The organism is Flavobacterium cerinum (assembly GCF_004028155.1).
Classification (GTDB): Bacteria; Bacteroidota; Bacteroidia; order Flavobacteriales; family Flavobacteriaceae; genus Flavobacterium; species Flavobacterium cerinum.
This window is the reverse complement of record NZ_SBII01000018.1, coordinates 43488-60821: the sequence shown is the minus strand read 5'-3', so window position 1 is coordinate 60821 and position 17334 is coordinate 43488. Positions and strand designations below refer to the sequence as shown.

Annotated in this window: 19 protein-coding genes and 3 pseudogenes; 10 read left to right on the top strand and 12 right to left on the bottom strand. The window is 34.9% G+C overall.

Going from position 1 to position 17334, the window contains the following annotated elements; all coding sequences use genetic code 11:
- Positions 1-129 precede the first annotated feature (129 nt).
- The 3 genes from EPI11_RS18410 to ku all read right to left on the bottom strand — a co-directional run bounded on the left by EPI11_RS18410 (position 130) and on the right by ku (position 1613).
- Positions 130-690 (bottom strand): alpha/beta hydrolase, encoded by a 561-nt coding sequence (locus EPI11_RS18410; protein WP_128391461.1) that lies wholly within the window; start codon positions 688-690, stop codon positions 130-132.
- Between the two features lie 210 nt (positions 691-900).
- Positions 901-1122, bottom strand: coding sequence for a DUF1810 family protein (locus EPI11_RS18405; protein WP_241657655.1), 222 nt, complete (start codon positions 1120-1122; stop codon positions 901-903).
- A gap of 26 nt (positions 1123-1148) precedes the next feature.
- Entirely contained in the window at positions 1149-1613 is a 465-nt protein-coding gene (ku, locus tag EPI11_RS18400; RefSeq protein WP_128391459.1) for a non-homologous end joining protein Ku, read from the bottom strand.
- Positions 1614-1885: 272 nt separating this feature from the next.
- Between ku and EPI11_RS18395 the strand changes: the two genes are divergently transcribed.
- Positions 1886-2089 (top strand): hypothetical protein, encoded by a 204-nt coding sequence (locus EPI11_RS18395; protein WP_128391458.1) that lies wholly within the window; start codon positions 1886-1888, stop codon positions 2087-2089.
- Between the two features lie 107 nt (positions 2090-2196).
- Here the strand turns inward: EPI11_RS18395 and EPI11_RS18390 are convergent, their stop codons facing one another.
- The gene (locus EPI11_RS18390; protein WP_128391457.1) at positions 2197-2649 is read right to left on the bottom strand and encodes a hypothetical protein; all 453 of its coding nucleotides are present in this window, start codon (positions 2647-2649) and stop codon (positions 2197-2199) included.
- Between the two features lie 309 nt (positions 2650-2958).
- Positions 2959-3464 (bottom strand): annotated as a pseudogene (ligD, locus tag EPI11_RS19295) (non-homologous end-joining DNA ligase LigD).
- Positions 3465-3624: 160 nt separating this feature from the next.
- On the opposite strand from ligD (EPI11_RS19295), the gene EPI11_RS18380 reads away from it, so the two are divergent.
- The gene (locus tag EPI11_RS18380) at positions 3625-4641 is read left to right on the top strand and encodes a chemotaxis protein CheB (protein WP_128391455.1); all 1017 of its coding nucleotides are present in this window, start codon (positions 3625-3627) and stop codon (positions 4639-4641) included.
- Between the two features lie 68 nt (positions 4642-4709).
- On the opposite strand, the pseudogene ligD (EPI11_RS19290) reads toward EPI11_RS18380, so the two are convergent.
- Positions 4710-5189: pseudogene (gene ligD, locus EPI11_RS19290) on the bottom strand (non-homologous end-joining DNA ligase LigD); the annotation flags it as partial.
- 804 nt (positions 5190-5993) lie between these two features.
- On the opposite strand from ligD (EPI11_RS19290), the gene EPI11_RS18370 reads away from it, so the two are divergent.
- Positions 5994-6389, top strand: coding sequence for a hypothetical protein (locus tag EPI11_RS18370; protein ID WP_128391453.1), 396 nt, complete (start codon positions 5994-5996; stop codon positions 6387-6389).
- A gap of 3 nt (positions 6390-6392) precedes the next feature.
- Here EPI11_RS18370 and EPI11_RS18365 read toward each other — a convergent pair whose 3' ends face one another.
- Entirely contained in the window at positions 6393-6743 is a 351-nt protein-coding gene (locus tag EPI11_RS18365; protein WP_128391452.1) for a hypothetical protein, read from the bottom strand.
- The gene (locus EPI11_RS18360; RefSeq protein WP_128391451.1) at positions 6724-7653 is read right to left on the bottom strand and encodes an IS1595 family transposase; all 930 of its coding nucleotides are present in this window, start codon (positions 7651-7653) and stop codon (positions 6724-6726) included. The genes EPI11_RS18365 and EPI11_RS18360 overlap by 20 nt, the downstream gene beginning before the upstream one ends.
- 379 nt (positions 7654-8032) lie before the next feature.
- Between EPI11_RS18360 and EPI11_RS18355 the strand changes: the two genes are divergently transcribed.
- The gene (locus tag EPI11_RS18355) at positions 8033-9451 is read left to right on the top strand and encodes an SDR family oxidoreductase (protein WP_128391450.1); all 1419 of its coding nucleotides are present in this window, start codon (positions 8033-8035) and stop codon (positions 9449-9451) included.
- 14 nt (positions 9452-9465) lie between these two features.
- Here the strand turns inward: EPI11_RS18355 and EPI11_RS18350 are convergent, their stop codons facing one another.
- Positions 9466-9699, bottom strand: coding sequence for a helix-turn-helix domain-containing protein (locus tag EPI11_RS18350; protein WP_128391449.1), 234 nt, complete (start codon positions 9697-9699; stop codon positions 9466-9468).
- A gap of 204 nt (positions 9700-9903) precedes the next feature.
- Between EPI11_RS18350 and EPI11_RS18345 the strand changes: the two are divergent.
- The 5 genes and pseudogenes from EPI11_RS18345 (at position 9904) to EPI11_RS18325 (ending at position 13476) form a co-directional block, all read left to right on the top strand.
- A pseudogene (locus EPI11_RS18345) lies at positions 9904-10600 on the top strand (VIT1/CCC1 transporter family protein).
- A gap of 76 nt (positions 10601-10676) precedes the next feature.
- Positions 10677-11108 (top strand): thioredoxin family protein, encoded by a 432-nt coding sequence (locus tag EPI11_RS18340; RefSeq protein ID WP_128391448.1) that lies wholly within the window; start codon positions 10677-10679, stop codon positions 11106-11108.
- Between the two features lie 11 nt (positions 11109-11119).
- On the top strand, positions 11120-12043 hold the full coding sequence (locus tag EPI11_RS18335) for an FAD:protein FMN transferase (RefSeq protein ID WP_206619143.1): 924 nt from the start codon (positions 11120-11122) through the stop codon (positions 12041-12043).
- 7 nt (positions 12044-12050) lie between these two features.
- A complete protein-coding gene (locus tag EPI11_RS18330) occupies positions 12051-12272 on the top strand; it encodes a DUF4266 domain-containing protein (RefSeq protein ID WP_128391446.1) in 222 nt (73 codons plus the stop codon).
- Between the two features lie 19 nt (positions 12273-12291).
- Complete coding sequence (locus EPI11_RS18325; RefSeq protein WP_128391445.1) at positions 12292-13476, top strand: DUF3570 domain-containing protein; 1185 nt, start codon at positions 12292-12294, stop codon at positions 13474-13476.
- Between the two features lie 27 nt (positions 13477-13503).
- Here the strand turns inward: EPI11_RS18325 and EPI11_RS18320 are convergent, their stop codons facing one another.
- Complete coding sequence (locus EPI11_RS18320) at positions 13504-14889, bottom strand: sensor histidine kinase (RefSeq protein WP_164879215.1); 1386 nt, start codon at positions 14887-14889, stop codon at positions 13504-13506.
- Positions 14890-14897: 8 nt separating this feature from the next.
- Complete coding sequence (locus tag EPI11_RS18315) at positions 14898-15569, bottom strand: response regulator transcription factor (protein ID WP_128391443.1); 672 nt, start codon at positions 15567-15569, stop codon at positions 14898-14900.
- A gap of 92 nt (positions 15570-15661) precedes the next feature.
- Between EPI11_RS18315 and EPI11_RS18310 the strand changes: the two genes are divergently transcribed.
- Positions 15662-16468 carry an IS3 family transposase gene (locus EPI11_RS18310; protein WP_241657654.1) on the top strand — a complete coding sequence of 269 codons (807 nt, stop codon included), beginning with the start codon at positions 15662-15664 and terminating at the stop codon, positions 16466-16468.
- On the opposite strand, the gene EPI11_RS18305 is transcribed toward EPI11_RS18310, so the two are convergent.
- Positions 16445-17110 (bottom strand): IS6 family transposase, encoded by a 666-nt coding sequence (locus tag EPI11_RS18305; RefSeq protein WP_128391441.1) that lies wholly within the window; start codon positions 17108-17110, stop codon positions 16445-16447. The two genes, EPI11_RS18310 and EPI11_RS18305, sit on opposite strands and share 24 nt — an antisense overlap.
- Positions 17111-17334: the final 224 nt, after the last annotated feature.

Here is a 17334-nt window from a genome sequence, read left to right as displayed (position 1 = left end):
CTCTATAAATTTAGGCAGATAATTGGCACTTAACTCTATTAGCTGATCAAAAGTGATACTGAACATGGGTTAATACTACTTTGATGGGTCAATTTACGCCATATTTAGCGAGGCTGCCATTGTTACGCCTTACTGCGTTTTAGAAATCAATTCCTGTATGTCATTAATCATATTCGGAATTGCACCGTGATAAGAATGGTCTGTACCTGACAATACCCTCCAATGTACCTTCGGAATTATTTTCCGGTAGGATGTAAATTGGTTAGCAGGGATCACATCATCATCGATTGAGTGATATAAATAAATATTGTCCAGCATGCTAAGGTTACCTATAAAATCATCCTCTATTACATATTCTGAAACATCCCAGTCCTGGTCTTTCCAATAGGGAACACCAAATAAGATCATTCCTAATACGCGATCAGGAACCGGTTCTTTTGAAAAATGCTTTAATATAATAGAGGCTCCTAAGGAATGGCCAAGTAGAATTACTTTCCCCGATAAATTTTTGAGATTCGTTGTTAAAACCGCTTCCCAAGCTGAATAACTTGGCGTATCGGCATCCGGCATATGAGGATATATTATCGTAAACTGATCACCAAGTTTTATTCTTAGCGCGTCTACAATTACTTGCTCCTGTTCTGTAGTCACACTCCCTGCACCCTGAATAAATAATATTTCGTAGTTCATTGTGTATGATTTAGTATCCTATGAAAGTGATCTATGAAATTAATAATTTCCATCGGAATATAAGTGGCTACTATAAAACTTTAACGTAAGCAGAAGTCCGGTTAAGCGATAATAATAATCAAAATCCTAACGTCTAAAGAAATTATCAATTAACAGTATTTCTACCTCAATACTTCCCGCCCCATTCACTGAAAAAATAGCCCGGTGTCATTAAATCGAATCATCTTCTGCATTTTTTTCAATGATCTGTAGTGTACTGCTATCGAATAATCCGCCGAAATATTTATTCAAAACCTCTGCGAATACAGGATCAGTATTTTCAACCTGCCCAAAAAGGGTCATACTGGAATGAAGTTTCATATCGTCAGGGGAACCAAATATTTCTTGTACTAATTTATCATTAATAGCCAGAACAGCTTTGGAAATTTCCACCAAGTGTTTACCGAGCACAGGGTGCTCTAAGTACTCAAATGCTCTGAATTGAAAAAGCGTATATCCGGGATACAAGGCATTTTGCCCACTTTTTCCGATTTACGCAAAGCTTCCCTAAGTAAAGCATATACTTTCTTAGCTTCTTTTGCTGGTTCAACCAAATAGGGTTTTTCAAGATATTTCGACGGTATCTCTTCCTCTTTAATAAACTCAAAAATGTCTACGGTCTGCGTTTTTTCTGGTGCTACCTTAGCAAAATCACTTTTATCTAAAATAACATAATCGCCATTTTCTTTACGATAACCTTTTGCGATATCATCCCAAGGCGTTTCTTTACCATCTTTTTTACATACCCGAACATATTGTATAGGGCACTTATCTTTTTGACGTATCATATCTAATGATAGGCGATGTTCAACGGTGTCACTGTATAAACGTATTGGAATATTAACTAATCCAAAACTTATGCTTCCTTTCCAAATAGCTTTCATAAATCTTGTTTTATTATGTGGAAAAAACTATAATCCATTATTGAATAATAGGTTCAGAATGAATTTACAAAGAATTAAAACCATTTTTAGGAACTTTAGTATTCCTTTCACATTCTCTTTAAAACGATAAGCAAACAGAGTTTTTTTAAGTTGAAAATCCTCTATATTCCAAGCTCCTTTTTGCAAGCGTAATTCCAGCAGCAAAATGTAAAATTCTTAAACAGGAATTTGAAAATGATAAAATCCAAAAAAGAAAAAATATTGCGTTTTTTATGGCAATTCTGCAACTGGGATACAGGCACGGTCACAAAAGTGTGATTAAGGTCAGCAGGAGTAAAATTATGGCTTTATCTCATGTATCTACCCTGCCTACTTACCATAAGTACTTTAAGGAACTTCAGGATTTTGGATATATAAAATATACACCATTCTACCATCCGGGATATAAAAGTGAAGTTGTGCTTTTAAAAAAGTGAAGTCTGACTGCCAGACTTCACTTTTTTCATGATTCTTTATGTTGCAATATCCTACGGCATGCATATCTTAACTGATTAAAATCCCCCGAAAAGTAACAAATATGGTTTTAAGGATTTGCTTTAAATTTTGAAAAAAGACTCTTGGTGATGTCAAAAAAAAGAACTGAGTAAAAAATAAAAGAGCCGGGAATAAAGATGTAAGGATGCCAAAAATACAGATACCGCCAACCATAACCACGGCTTTCATTTATATAGGCATAAAACAATATTCCTGCTGCCAAAGCAATCAGTAGTAGCAGCCCAACCACATTAAGCACTATAGTGCCATTTTTTTTCAAAGCAAGATTAACCAAAAATTTCTTGATGTAATAAATAAATACGATGAACCAAAGTGCCGTGCCCACGCCAAGTAAAATGAATGCTTTGCTGACAGATGTATTAGTCATCTCAAAATCGCTTTGATGATGATCTCCTGCATAATGGAGAATGAGTGGCAGTCCAATCGCAAAAAACAAAAAATAGATTATCCAAAATATATTAAAGCCATTGCTAAATTTCATAGAAGCCAGTTTTTCACAGATTAAAATAACGCTTCACGTTTCTTTGTTAAAGATAGGTAATATTTTATTCGAAAACATGCATCATTTATATCGATCAGTCCGTGTAAAGCCTATAATGGATTCGTAATTTTCAACAAAGAATCTCAGTACATATATCACTAACAGTGATTCTTCACCACTTTAGTGGTGAAGAACAATCTTAACTAATAACTTTATTGTGTCTAATTCCTTAACGCTGCTGACACAGTTTGTGGTACACTCAAGATCTCCTTAAAAGCATATTTTTTCAGTACTAAATGAGTTGATACCCTATCCAGTTTGTTTGATTTTATCTAAAATAGTCTTCAAATCTACTGCATCAATAAAGAAATTTTCCCATAAGTCACCTTTCACCTTTACTCTTTCAGGAACTGTCTTTATAGTATAATTTTTTATATCGAATGCAGCTGTCAGCTCATCCCATTCTAATGGTGTACTAACGGTGGCTCCTTCTCTTGGTCGTAAGGAATATGCGCAAGCCATAGTTTTCCCTTTGCCATTTTGTAAAAAATCCAAATATATTTTCCCATTACGTTTTGCAGGACTCCTTTCTAAACTCGTAATTTTTGGTAATGCATTATTTACTGCCTGACTTATTATATGCGAAAATTCTCTTGTCTGATCATAAGTATATTTTGGTTGTATGGGAATAAATACGTGAAGCCCTTTGCCTCCTGAAGTTTTTAAATAACCTTTTATTTCTATATCTCCTTGACCTTTTTTGCAGTGGCAATAAGGTCTTTTAAGCTTGCTTCGTTAGGATCGAGATCGAAAATAATATAATACGGATTATTGATGCTACCAACCCGGCTGCTCCACGAATTAATTAAATATAAATGTTATCACTTACAAAATGCAAGAAGATTTTTCACTGGTAATCAGTATTTGATTTAGAAATTATCCTATTACATGTTTTTATACCTTAATTTCGTAGATATGAAAACATTAGTTAAAAATGTAGAACAAATAGTAGTAGTGGGAACTTCGGCGGGTGGAATGAAAGCACTCAAAGCTTTGGTTGAGCAGCTTCCTGAAAATTTCCCTGCACCTCTTCTAATTGTACAGCACATCTCTGCGGACGCTTCCGGAGATGCATTACTGAATGAATTAAATAAAATTGGAAAACTTAAATGTATCCATGCCAAAGAAGGAGAACGTGTCAAATCAGGTTATATTTATCTAGCTCCATCCGATCACCATCTAATGATTGAAAAAGATGGCAATCTGCTTGTGACAAAAGGCGCGCAGGAAAATCGTTCCCGTCCGGCAATTGACCCTTTATTTAGATCGGCAGCTGTTTCCTTTGGGAACAATACAATTGGAATTCTTTTAACGGGATATCTTGATGACGGTACGTCGGGACTGATTGCAATTCAAAGATGTGGAGGAACATGCATTATCCAAGACCCGACTGATGCTGATTATCCTGATATGCCCAACAACGCACTAAATCAATTGAAACCAGATTATTGTATACCGATAGCGGAAATGGGTGGTGCACTTTCCCAACTCATGGCAAATAACCTGGGGAAAGCACATCCGATTCCAGACGATATATTGAAGGAAGTAAAAATTGCTGAACGCGTACTAAGTGATTTACCTTCGGTCAATTCGCTTGGGGAACAAGTACCGTTTAACTGTCCGGGATGTGGCGGCGTATTGTGGAAAATGGACAAAGGGCCAGGGATGCGGTATCGATGTCACACAGGACATGCTTATACAGCCGAAACTCTATTGGCAGAACAAACTATGAAAATTGAAGAAACGATGTGGACTGCATTACGCATGTTTGAAGAAAGAAGAAATCTTCTGACCACTATTGGAAAAGAACAAAAAGGTGCTACTGCACGTTCTGCCACTGAAAGGGCCAAAATGTCGCAGGTTCACATTGATCGAATAAGGGCTATTTTACTGGCTGATGATAAATCAAGTATTAGTGATTCACCAGTGTAACAAATACAATATTCGAATTTTCGAGAGCATATTTTTTCAGTACTTAATGAGTTGATACCCTATCCATTTTATTTGAACTTATCTAAAATAGTCTTCAAATCTACTGCATCATTAAAGAAATTTTCCCATAAGTCACCTTTCACCTTTACTCTTTCAGGAACTGTCTTTATAGTATAATTTTTTATATCGAATGCAGCTGTCAGCTCATCCCATTCTAATGGTGTACTAACGGTGGCTCCTTCTCTTGGTCGTAAGGAATATGCGCAAGCCATAGTTTTCCCTTTGCCATTTTGTAAAAAATCCAAATATATTTTCCCTTTACGTTTTGCAGGACTCCTTTCTAAACTCGTAATTTTTGGTAATGCATTATTCACAGCCTGACTTATTATATGCGAAAATTCTCTACTCTGATCATAAGTATATTTTGGTTGTATGGGAATAAATACGTGAAGCCCTTTGCCTCCTGAAGTTTTTAAATAACCTTTTATTCCTACACCATCTAATATCTCCTTTACCTTTTTTGCAGTGGCAATAAGGTCTTTTAAGCTTGCTTCGTTAGGTAAATCTTAATTTGAAATACACAGCTTGAAGAATTATAGTTTTTGGATAACAATGACCTTTGGTTTTCATTACATTATGAATTTAGAAGAATAAAGGTAACACTCATTCTTAGATGCGACAGAACCCAATGTACTATTATACTTTATTTTAAGTACATTTATAGACTCCTATTTCTTTATAAAAAAGGCATTAATATACCATTTTACACAAACTTGCTTTGTGTTTTACACTTGTTAATATTTATTTGATTTAGTTTTCTTACTTTAGCTCTTTAAAAACTTACATAAAAGTATCGAATAAATCCTTCGTGGATAAACAAGATATTAATTTTAGTTTTTACAAGACTATGAAAATACTAAGGAAATTTCCGAAGTATAAAACTATAATGAAGATATTAAAAGTTCTAAAAATTACTTTTATTATTCTTTTATTAATAGTTTCTCTTTTATGTAAGTTAAAAGAACTAAGAGCAACTAACACTTGCTCTTTTTTGTTTATAACAATATGGGAAATAACTTTTAGCTGCTGAAAGCACTAGCTAAAAAAGTTATTCTCAGATTGTATATATTTGTAATTGAAAATATTTGTAGCGTTAGCTATTATCATGGTATTCGGAATCTGGACAATTCACAAATACGCCAAAAGATAATAAGACTATGCTCATGCCTTGGCGTGGGTATAACTTATCTTGGCGTAGGGTTTGTCCAGAACCTCGAATGCAGGTATGGTTATAAACCCACGCTTTTTTATTAACTAATATTCACTAGGGTTTAAGTGATTACTTAAATCTTATGAAATTATTTTACTTATTCTTATTAATTCCTTTTATCTCTGTTTCTCAAAATGATATAGCATTTAAATGTTATAGTTTAGGGATAAGCCCTATAAACGATAATACAATTACCAATCATGAAATTGATATTACATTTACTTTTAGACTTAAATTACAAGATATCGAAATGAAATCTTATAATTATTCTACACATGAATATGTTATAAATACATTTCATTATTATAGAGAGGAAAAAAAAGAGGATGGAACTAGATCATTTTTAATAATGAAATATGAAAATGAATCTTTACCTACAATAATTGCAGTTAATGCTTCTAAATATCAAATAATGACTATAGATAATGAAAATTATTGCATATTTAAATACAAAAATTTTGAAATAATTAAAGAGTAGAAATTATTCTTTTTTAGTTTTAATTAATTCAATTAATACTTTATCAAACTCAACAGTATCTGTACTTTTCTCAGGTTTAATAATATTAACCAATTTTTGAAATTCATTAAAATCTTTTGATACTTCTAACAAAGTATTGATTTTTATAGCTCTTGTTAGTATTTTTTCATTATCAAAATAATCTAGAGTCTTTACTTTAGATATATCTTTATTATGTTTATTAAGCACTTCTAATAAGTCTTTATCTTCTACAGCTTCAATAATGTACTTATAACAGAAATCATCAAATAAAGACTCGTTATGAGTTTTATTCTTGAACTCTTGCTTTAATTCATTATATACTTCCTTTACCATTAATCAATGATTTATAAGTTAATCTTTTACCATTTGTTGTTTCTAATAACATATTAAATCTTGTATCAGTTTGATTAGATTTAGTATTATATCTAAACACAGATTCATTTACATATTGTTGTAAATGTTTCCGTGATGTGTGATAATATACTCCTATAATACTTCTTTTAAAATGTGACCAGAAATTCTCAATTGAATTAGTTGTACAATCATCGCTAAGATATTGCTTTTTACCATGATCTATAAACTTATGCTGATAATATTTGTTCATACCTTTATAAGCTTTCCATTCATCAGACATTAGCTTAGAATTTAGTTCAATGTTTTGCAATAGCAGTGGCTGTATAGCTTTACTTGATGTATTAGGAATAACAATTGCTCTTAATAAACCTCCACGTTCTATCATACCTAATACAGGTGTTTTATCTTTAAAACTACGACCTTGTGACATAGGTACTTTTTTATCACGATGTCTATTTTTATTCTTACCACCAACAAAAGTTTCATCAACTTCTACAATACCTGTTAATTCTCTTAAAAATGAATTATGAACAGTAGAATATCTAAGACGTTGTAATATAAACCAAGCACTTTTTTGAGTGATATTTAAATCTTTTGCTAATTGATAACTACTAATACTTCTCTTATGAGAAGTGAATAGATATATAGCTATAAACCAGTTTTGTAATGATATTTTAGTTCCTTCAAAAATGGTATTAGTTCTTACATTAAAGTATTTACCTGTGTTTTTACACTTGTAACGATTGTTTGCACACTTATACACCTTAGAAGCACTATCAAACGGGCTTATAACTATTCCATTCCAACGAACTTGTTCTAAATGTAAGATACAAGCTTGTTCATTTGGGAATGCTCTTAAAAGGTCTAAAATACTTTTGAATGAAAACATAAAATATTGATTTATAACTACTTAAATATAGTAATAAATTCGTATTAAAACAAATAATTTATCGTAATTATACTACATTTGTTTCAGCTTATTGATAGTATTAATAATATCATAGATTATTAATACTATAACAAATTGTATAATGTAAATGATTTTAATGAACCTGAGAATTACAAGATCTAAGGGAAAACATCAAATTATATTTAAGATTAGTTTAACTGAGCTTATAAGTATAATATTATTGTTTTATCCTTTATAGTTAAAAAGAGGTAGTTAACACTACCTCTTTGTTTTTAGTGTAGACTTGTATATTAGTGCCATAAAAAAATTAGACTTCTTTTTTATAAAGGTGATTATTGGCTACCTAATACGATGAATTATGAAAATACTACTTACAGGTGCAACCGGTTATATAGCACAGCGCTTACTTCCTGCTTTACTTTCGGACGGACATCAAGTGGTTTGCTGTGTACGGGACAAAAGACGATTCGATACAGAACGATTCAACAATAAAGGGTTAATCACCATAATTGAAGCTGACCTATTGGACAAAGAAAGCCTTAAGTCCTTTCCTGCTGATATTGATGCAGCTTACTACCTTGTCCATTCAATGAGTTCAAACGGAGAGTTTAGTGCAATGGAAGAGGAGTCGGCAAAGAATTTTGTTGAAGCGATCAATACAACAAAGGCAAGACAAATAATTTACCTGAGTGGTATTGTTAATGACGAAAAACTTTCAAAACATCTTTCTTCAAGAAAAAATGTGGAAGATATACTTGCCAGCGGAAATAAGCCACTAACTACCTTAAGAGCAGGAATTATAGTAGGCTCAGGAAGTGCTTCATTTGAAATTATACGTGATCTCGTAGAAAAACTTCCTGTCATGGTCGCACCAAAATGGCTGAATACAAAATGCCAGCCTATAGCCATCAGTAATGTTATTCAATTTTTGTCTGGCGTTTTACTCAAAGAAGTAACTTTTGGACAACACTACGATATCTATGGCCCCGACATTCTTACGTATAAACAAATGTTATTGGAATTTGCCAAGGTAAGAGGGCTGAAAAGGTATATAATCACAGTGCCGATTATGACACCACGCCTGTCCTCCTACTGGCTGTATTTCGTCACATCAACTTCCTATCCATTAGCTAAAAATTTAGTGGAAAGCATGAAAATTGATGTTGTAGCGCATCCCAATACTCTTATGGAAACATTAGGTATTATCTTACTGCCTTACAAGGAAGCTATACTTATAGCATTTGACAAAATAGAACAAAATCTTGTTCTATCCAGTTGGAAAGATGCTATGGGAAATACTAACCTAAGCAAGGACTTATCAAAACAGATAAATACACCTCAATATGGAGTATTTATTGATGAAAAAACAGCTTTCGCTAAAAATCCTGAAGTGTCACTTGAAAGAATATTTGCCATAGGTGGCGAGTCGGGTTGGTATTACGCCGATTGGTTATGGAGTTTCAGGGGATTCCTCGACAAACTGTTTGGAGGCGTTGGCCTTAAAAGGGGCAGAAAAAACAAAACGATTATCGCTGTGGGCGAATCACTTGATTTTTGGCGTGTTATCTATGCTGATCGCACAGAAAAAAGACTGTTGCTCTATGCCGAGATGAAACTTCCCGGTGAGGCATGGCTGGAATTTAAGATGGAAAACAATACAATAATTCAAACTGCTACGTTTCGCCCTTTAGGAATTGCGGGACGATTGTACTGGTATGTAGTATTACCTTTCCACTATTTTATTTTTAATGGAATGATAAACAAAATTGCTAAATAGTATTTAGTGAAAAATTAATCCTCAAGATCTACATTCAATAAATCTGCTGGGCTTACACCTATACCTTTGGCAAGTTCCAAAAAAGTTGTGAATGCAAAATTCTTATTCCCTTCTTCAATAGCCTGAAGATCCCTACGTGATATGGAGCTATTTTCAGCAATATCATTCGGTTCTAAACCGAGCTTAAGCCGAAAATCCTGTATATGCTTTCCGAATTTCACCAATCTTTTATCTTTAAAATGCAGCATAGTCCTTGTGAATAATGTATTATCTAAGCTCAAAGATAAATTATCTTAATCCGTAGCCCGCCAACCATATCTAATTCATACTTGGTATAAATTAAAACTAGGATGTAAATGCTTAAATATAAAATACCTGTAATTTAAATATGATTATAGCCTAACTTTACTAGAGCCTTTTGTCTTTACAATAGATCTATTCCTATAAATGATATGAATACAAAACCGGAAACACATTTTATCAACCGAAGTGGCTGGCTGCGTGCAGCTGTTCTGGGTGCTAATGACGGCATCCTCTCTACAACAAGTTTGGTAATTGGTATTGCTGCTGCCAGCGATACAAGGAATCCCATTGTTTTGGCAGCGGTAGCCGGTGTCGTTGCAGGTGCACTTTCAATGGCTGCCGGAGAATATGTGTCGGTAAGTTCACAAAGCGACATTGAACATGCCGGTCTGGAAAGGGAAAGGAAAGAGTTGGAAGAAATGCCTGAAGCCGAATTACAGGAACTAACTGAGATTTACATTGTAAAAGGTCTTGAACCGGAACTGGCACATCAGGTAGCCATACAATTAACTCACCATAATGCCTTAAAAACACATGCCCATGATGAGTTGGGTATAAATGAGATGACACAGGCCAAACCGTTCCAGGCTGCTATGGCTTCTGCAATTGCATTTATTGCCGGGGGGATACTCCCCTCTTGCCGTGGCTATTGTAGCTCCTATTAAATACATGGTTGTTTTCCAATATGCATTTGCTATATTGTTTTTAGCTGTTTCAGGATCATTGGCTGCCAAAGCGGGCGGTTCTAATCCAATAAAATCAATACTCCGCATCTGCCTTTGGGGTACCGTTGCTATGTGTATTTCAGCATTGGTAGGTTATGTTTTTGGCGTGCAGACTGCTTAATCTTAAGCCAATCTTAAGTTTTCTATAATACTCCTGTCTCTATATTCGCGTTATTTTATTATAAAATCTTACGAACATGAAATGTATAGCCCTACTGCTGATAATACTTATCCCCTTTCAATGGGAAACGGATTTTGAAAATGCAAAAAAAACCGCCAAAGAAAAAAATGAGCTGATATTACTTAATTTCTCAGGCTCCGATTGGTGTGGCCCCTGTATTATGCTCCGAAAGGATTATCTGGAGAGTGACACATTCCAGGACATGGCAAAAGGCAACCTTGTTATGGTCAATGCCGATTTTCCAAGAAAAAAGAAAAACCAGCAATCAGCAGAACTCGTAAAAAGAAATGAAGCCCTTGCGGAAAAATACAATAAAGAAGGTCTTTTTCCTTATACCCTGCTTCTCAATGCGGATGGTAAGGTTTTAAAAACCTGGAAGGGAAAACCGGAAGTGCCAGTAGAGAAATGGGCAAAGGAAATAAAAGCGATCTGTACAGCAAACAAATAATTTAAAAATTGATGAAACCTTATTCTCAGTCCTTAAAATTAATGGGGAATAACTTTACCATCACCGTGGTAGCAGCTACTACTGCTATTGCTCAAAACCATATAGACAATGCTATTCAGGAAATTAAAAGAATTGAAAAACTACTTACTACTTTTAGTAATGATAGCCAGACAAGCTTAATCAATGATAATGCAGGCATACAGCCTGTTAAGGTAGATCGTGAAGTATATGAGCTTATTGAGCGAAGTACTGCCATATCAAAAATAACCCAGGGTGCTTTTGACATCACTTACGGCAGCATCGATAAGAGTCTTTGGAATTTTGACAAAAACATGAAAAGGCTTCCTTCTAAAGAAAACGCTTTAAAAATGGTCCACCTGATCAATTATAACAATATAATTCTTGACCCCGAGCAACTAACGGTGTACTTAAAAGAAAAAGGGATGCGTATTGGTTTTGGGGGCATTGGAAAAGGCTACGCCGCTGAAAAAGCGAAAGCCCTTCTCCTTAAACAAAATGTAAAGAGCGGCATAATTAATGCCAGCGGTGATCTTACCGCCTGGGGTCTGCAACCCGATGGTAAACCCTGGCGTATCGGCATATCCAATCCGGACAGGCCGCAGGACATATTTTCGTATATCGATATTTCTGAAAAAGCAGTGGCTACTTCCGGAAATTATGAAAAATACATAATGATCGATGGTAAAAAATACTCTCATACTATCGATCCAAAAACGGGATTGCCCATATCGGGAATTAAAAGTGTAACAGTAATTAGTCCCAATGCAGAATTTGCCGATGCTATGGCAACGCCAATAGCTGTAATGGGTATAAAAGCAGGTCTCTATCTGATCGACCAGATACCAGACCTGCATTGTATTATAATAGATGACAACAATATAATTTATACCTCCAAAAATATTAACCTAAACTAAAAGTTACATGAAACGCATTTTCTGCATTTACGGTGCTATTATCATTATTGCCAGTGCCGTCACTTCTTGTACTTCCGTAAAAGAGTATCAGAAAAACAAGATCAATGATGCCGAAATGGCACTCAGTAACCGTAAGGTAGAAAAAACAGAACTAAGTTTTCAAACGTACCGTGAAGGTTCATCCGGCGCTAACTCAGGAAAAAGCGGCGGTGGCTGCGGCTGTAATTAATATCAATAAAACAAAGTAAATGAAACGCATATTTATTACAGGTTTTGCCCTGCTGGGGTTACTACGCTTAAGTGCACAGGATGAAGTCCCTGCAGATTCTACGGCCTACAAAGCCCAAAAACTGAAACTCGATGAAATCAATCTTGTATCAAGTTATTACAAACAGGATGGTAATAACTCTGCTGTAACAGGTGGAATAGGCACTGAAAAATTGACGGACATTTCCAACAGCCTTGATGTAAAGTTTGTCAAGTATGGATTAACAGGGAAAAAACATACACTGGATGTTGAAGTCGGTGTAGATCAATATTCCTCTGCCTCTTCGGATATGATTGACCTTAGTGCCAATACTTCTGCTTCCTATTCTGATATTCGTTTTTATCCTTCGGTAAGCTATACCCGGGAAGATGAGCAGAAAGGAAATACTATCGGTGTTGGCCTCTCCTCTTCCACCGAATTTGATTACCAGTCTTTTGGAGGAAATATCAGTTACTCTAAAAAAACGAAGGATCGAAATGGTGAATTTACGGCCAAGTTCCAAACCTATCTGGATCAGGTAAAACTGATTAATCCTGAAGAATTGCGGCCAACAATAGGCAATGGTGGTACAGAAGGAAGAAACACCTTTGCCGGAACCTTGAGCTACTCTCAGGTTGTCAATAAGAACTTTCAGATATTATTTCAGGCAGATATTGTATCGCAGCAGGGCTACCTGAGCCTTCCTTTCCATAGGGTATATTTTAATGACGGCAGTGTGCATCAGGAAAACCTTCCCGACAGCAGGTTCAAGATACCACTGGCAGTTCGGGGCAGTTACTATTTAGGAGATAATGTAATAATAAGGGCCTACTACCGCTATTATACGGATGACTGGAAACTAACATCACACACAGCGGATATTGAAGTTCCTGTAAAGCTATCGCCTTTCTTTTCAATAAGCCCTTTTTACAGGTACTATACCCAAAGTGCTGCAAAATACTTTAATGGTTATAAAGAACATACCGGATCGGAAGAGTTTTATACCAGCAATTATGATCTGTCTAAATTTGATAGCAGTTTCTTTGGTATGGGCATTAGGTTTGCACCACCAAACGGTGTCTTTGGAATAAAGCATTTCAGTGTTCTTGAAATACGATACGGCCATTACAGCCGCTCAACAAACCTGAACTCGGATATTGTAAGCATCAATATAAAATACAAATAAGATAAAAAGCAAAAGAACCGGCAGCTATCACTGCTGGTTCTTTATTTCTAAAATAACCTTAGTTCCTATATCTTTAATACTTTCAATATCTAAATTTAGATGTAAAAGCAAAGCAATCTTTTTCACTATAGCCAAGCCAAGTCCGGTACCTTTAATTTCCGAATGTTCCGTAGCCTCAGCCCTATAAAACTGATTGTATATTTTATCCAGTTCCTTATGTGAAATTCCAATGCCTTCATCGGTAATGGTACAGATTGTACTTTGCGTATCGGAAAGACTAAGATCTATAGTTATTAACCCTGACTTTTTAGAATACTTTATAGCATTCGATAAAAGATTTTCGATAATAATCGAAAGCATCAAGGCATCGGAGAGCACATAAAAATGCTTTTTTACAGTAAAAACAATCTTTAAATCCTTGCCTTGTATTCTAGTAGCATAACGTTCAAGAATTTCCTGTATAATCTGATCCAACGCTACATCCTTAAATGTTACCGTCTTATCATAACTTTCAAAACGAGCTAGCATAAGCAATTGATCGACAAGGTTATTGATCCGATTTACCTCCTCAATGCAATATTTAATTTTTTCAATATACTCTTCTGTAGTCCTGGGTTTTCTTATCAGTATCTCCAGTGTACCCTTTATAATAGCAAGTGGTGTTCTCAGTTCGTGTGAAGCATCAGATGTAAACTGTTTCTCTCGTGTTATAGCATTCTCAACACGATCGAGCAGTTCATTTATAGTTACAGAAAGTACAAACAGTTCATCTTTATGTATTGGAAGGGTAATCCTTTTATCAAAATTATTATCCGTGATATTTTTAGTTGTTTCGATGATATCTAATGCTGGCTGTATACTGCGCTGAGCAATAAAACGAGTAACAAAAAAGAGCACCAGCAAAAAAACAGGATAGATCAACAGAAGGTTAAGTCTCAGGTTTTCCAACACTCTTGTTTCCGATTCAATAGACATTGCTATTACGGCATACCCTACAGTTTTTCCATTATACAACAAAGGAGTCTGTACCTGTCGTATAGGAATACTATCGATATGGGTATCAATAAAATCCCCCTTACCTTCATGCTGGGTTAAGGACAACCCCATGTCTTTCAAGTTTGGTGATTTCTCTACAGGTTTCTTATTTGCATTATAAATTTCCACAAAAACCGGATTCATAAATGCCGACTGGTGTTCGGGTTCCTCCCACTCCCCTTCAGGCACAAAGGAAATAACACCATTACGTGCGGAAATCTCACCCTGGTGGACATTTATTTCCCTGTTAAGGTTTTCATTGATATCATAATTAACCGATAAGGAGACAGTCCAATAAATGCTTATAAAAACAATCATCGTGAGAATTGCTATACCTAAAAGATTGTACAGTGATATCCTGTTTTTAAATGATTTCATCTTCATAATTAATCGATATCGTTGACTATATACCCTATCCCTCTAACTGTTTTTATCAGTTTATTATCTTTTCGCAATCCGAGTTTTTTACGGATTCCATTCATATAAACATCAATAATACTGGTATCGTAATCAAAGTAGATATTCCATACATTTTTAATAATGTCCTCTCTGGTACATATTTTTCCCCTATTTTTTAAAAGATACTCCAGTAACAGGAATTCTTTTTGTGTGAGATGTATTTCCTGACCGTTATTGAAGATCTGGTGCGTCAATGTCTTAAGCACAATAGTATCCAAAACATATTCTGTTTTAAGGTTGGTTGTGCCGCGTAGCTGTACATTGATCCTTGCAAGCAGTTCTTCAAAACTGAACGGCTTTTTAATATAATCGTTTGCTCCAGCATTAAGTCCTTTTATAGTATCTTCAAGCGTATCTTTTGCCGTTAGGAAAATTATGGGAGTAAGTTTATTGGTTTTTCGTATTTCTATACATAACTCTAATCCTGTAATTTTTGGCAGCATCCAGTCCAACAGAATAAGAGAATAATCCTCAGTTTTTGCTTTAATGAGCCCGGCAGCACCATCCTCAGCGATATCAACACTATATCCCTCTTCTTCAAGACCTTGTTTCAGGAAACTAAAAATACCGCTTTGGTCTTCTACAATTAAGATGTTCATGGATAGATATTAATATATAAATATACTTTTTATTGCTATAAGGATCGTAAAAATAAGTAATCTTTACTCTACTACTGTACCAATGATCTTTGGTGCTAATTTTATCCATCGCCTATACCGGCAAAAACTGGCAGTTCAAGAATTGCAAAAGAACTGGAGACTTCAGGTTTTCATGCTTCGGAAAAGCTAATCAGAAAACTGATGAGGAGTGCGTCGCTTCAAACTGTTTTCAAAAAAAGTACAGAGTAACTACCAATTCGTCCCACAAATATCCGGTTGCCGAAAACATACTTGACAGGGAATTCTCAGCGAAGAATGAAAATGAAGTTTGGGTTTCGGATATAACGTATATTAATGCGTCATTAAGATGGCTCTACCTCACGGTGGTGATTGATCTTTTTGACAGAACCGTAATCGGTTGGGCATTGTCTACCAGCCTTGCAACAAAACAAACCAGCATAAAAGCATTGGAGATGGCTCTTGCTAATAGGCAAATAAAGGTCGATTCATCTCTGGTTTTCCATTCTGACAGGGGGATTCAATATACATGCAAAGAATTTGTTCAGGAAATAAGCAAGAACAAGTCAGTTATCAGGAGTATGTCGAGAAAAGGAAACTGTTGGGACAATGCAGTTTGTGAAAGTTTTTTTAAAACATTGAAAGTAGAATTGATTTATAAAAATAATTATAAGACCAAACAGGAAGCCGAAAAATCCATCTCAGAATATATCAAGACATTCTACAATACCCAAAGAAGACATACCTATTTGGACAATCTCACTATTCCAGAGTACACTCGTTACAATCAGATGCTGTACAGATTAGGTTCTGTCGCATCTGTTTGTAAAGATCCAAGATATTCAAGCACTCTAAATTTAGACGGACAATTTACAAAATGATTTGAACATAGTTATCCCAGGATTAATCATCTGATTTTTTCTCAACATGTGTACTATTTCAATTCCATTTATAGTTCTCTTTGCAGATTCAAAATTTTTAAAGCCCAAACCGTTTTGTATCCCCCATTTAATAAAACGATGATCCTGTTCAATAATATTATTGAGATATTTAAATTGTCGAATCTTAATTTTAGAGAACGAACGCTTATTGTAAATCTTGATAGCTCCAGTATTGGAACCACTTTTATCAATCGTAATTACTCTCGGTTTGTAATTATTGTTGATTGCTTTTATTAGAAAAGATTGGGAACTTATCCTCTGTCTCCTTTTCGTCAACAGAAAATCAACAGTATTCCCCAGTTTATCAACTGCTCTATACAAAGAACACCACTGCCCTTTAACTTCGATATAAGTTTCATCCATTCTCCAGCTAGTCCCTACTCTAAGTTTTCTTTTCTTCATTTGCAACTCTATAAATGGTGTAAATTTATATACCCAACGCTGGATCGTAACATGATCAACCTGAACGCCACGCATCTTCATTATTTTTTCAACATCCCGATAGCTTAAAGTAAACCTAAGCTTTAAATATACTGCCTGCAGAATTATAGATTTAGGATAACAATGACCTTTGGTGTTCATTATATTAAGAATTTAGAAAACTAAAGGTAAAACTTATTCATAGATGTGACAGAACCTAAGCAGGTGTTAATAAGCAATATCTCAATAGGAAAAAGCCCGTGAATTAAGGTGCTAAGATATCGAGTACATTTTTATTATTCTTCGGTCAATCAGAATGCTATTAGAAAGTCGCAAAAATGGCTCGAATTATATTGTAAAATTATATATTTGTAATATAATCAGTC

Excerpts from the sequence above, each read along its gene's own strand:
- EPI11_RS18410 (WP_128391461.1), bottom strand. The coding sequence starts at position 690 with ATGAACTACGAAATATTATTTATTCAGGGTGCAGGGAGTGTGACTACA.
- ku (WP_128391459.1), bottom strand. The coding sequence starts at position 1,613 with ATGAAAGCTATTTGGAAAGGAAGCATAAGTTTTGGATTAGTTAATATT.
- EPI11_RS18395 (WP_128391458.1), top strand. The coding sequence starts at position 1,886 with ATGGCAATTCTGCAACTGGGATACAGGCACGGTCACAAAAGTGTGATT.
- EPI11_RS18390 (WP_128391457.1), bottom strand. The coding sequence starts at position 2,649 with ATGAAATTTAGCAATGGCTTTAATATATTTTGGATAATCTATTTTTTG.
- EPI11_RS18380 (WP_128391455.1), top strand. The coding sequence starts at position 3,625 with ATGAAAACATTAGTTAAAAATGTAGAACAAATAGTAGTAGTGGGAACT.
- EPI11_RS18370 (WP_128391453.1), top strand. The coding sequence starts at position 5,994 with ATGAAATTATTTTACTTATTCTTATTAATTCCTTTTATCTCTGTTTCT.
- EPI11_RS18365 (WP_128391452.1), bottom strand. The coding sequence starts at position 6,743 with ATGGTAAAGGAAGTATATAATGAATTAAAGCAAGAGTTCAAGAATAAA.
- EPI11_RS18360 (WP_128391451.1), bottom strand. The coding sequence starts at position 7,653 with ATGTTTTCATTCAAAAGTATTTTAGACCTTTTAAGAGCATTCCCAAAT.
- EPI11_RS18355 (WP_128391450.1), top strand. The coding sequence starts at position 8,033 with ATGAAAATACTACTTACAGGTGCAACCGGTTATATAGCACAGCGCTTA.
- EPI11_RS18350 (WP_128391449.1), bottom strand. The coding sequence starts at position 9,699 with ATGCTGCATTTTAAAGATAAAAGATTGGTGAAATTCGGAAAGCATATA.
- EPI11_RS18340 (WP_128391448.1), top strand. The coding sequence starts at position 10,677 with ATGAAATGTATAGCCCTACTGCTGATAATACTTATCCCCTTTCAATGG.
- EPI11_RS18335 (WP_206619143.1), top strand. The coding sequence starts at position 11,120 with ATGAAACCTTATTCTCAGTCCTTAAAATTAATGGGGAATAACTTTACC.
- EPI11_RS18330 (WP_128391446.1), top strand. The coding sequence starts at position 12,051 with ATGAAACGCATTTTCTGCATTTACGGTGCTATTATCATTATTGCCAGT.
- EPI11_RS18325 (WP_128391445.1), top strand. The coding sequence starts at position 12,292 with ATGAAACGCATATTTATTACAGGTTTTGCCCTGCTGGGGTTACTACGC.
- EPI11_RS18320 (WP_164879215.1), bottom strand. The coding sequence starts at position 14,889 with ATGAAATCATTTAAAAACAGGATATCACTGTACAATCTTTTAGGTATA.
- EPI11_RS18315 (WP_128391443.1), bottom strand. The coding sequence starts at position 15,569 with ATGAACATCTTAATTGTAGAAGACCAAAGCGGTATTTTTAGTTTCCTG.
- EPI11_RS18305 (WP_128391441.1), bottom strand. The coding sequence starts at position 17,110 with ATGAACACCAAAGGTCATTGTTATCCTAAATCTATAATTCTGCAGGCA.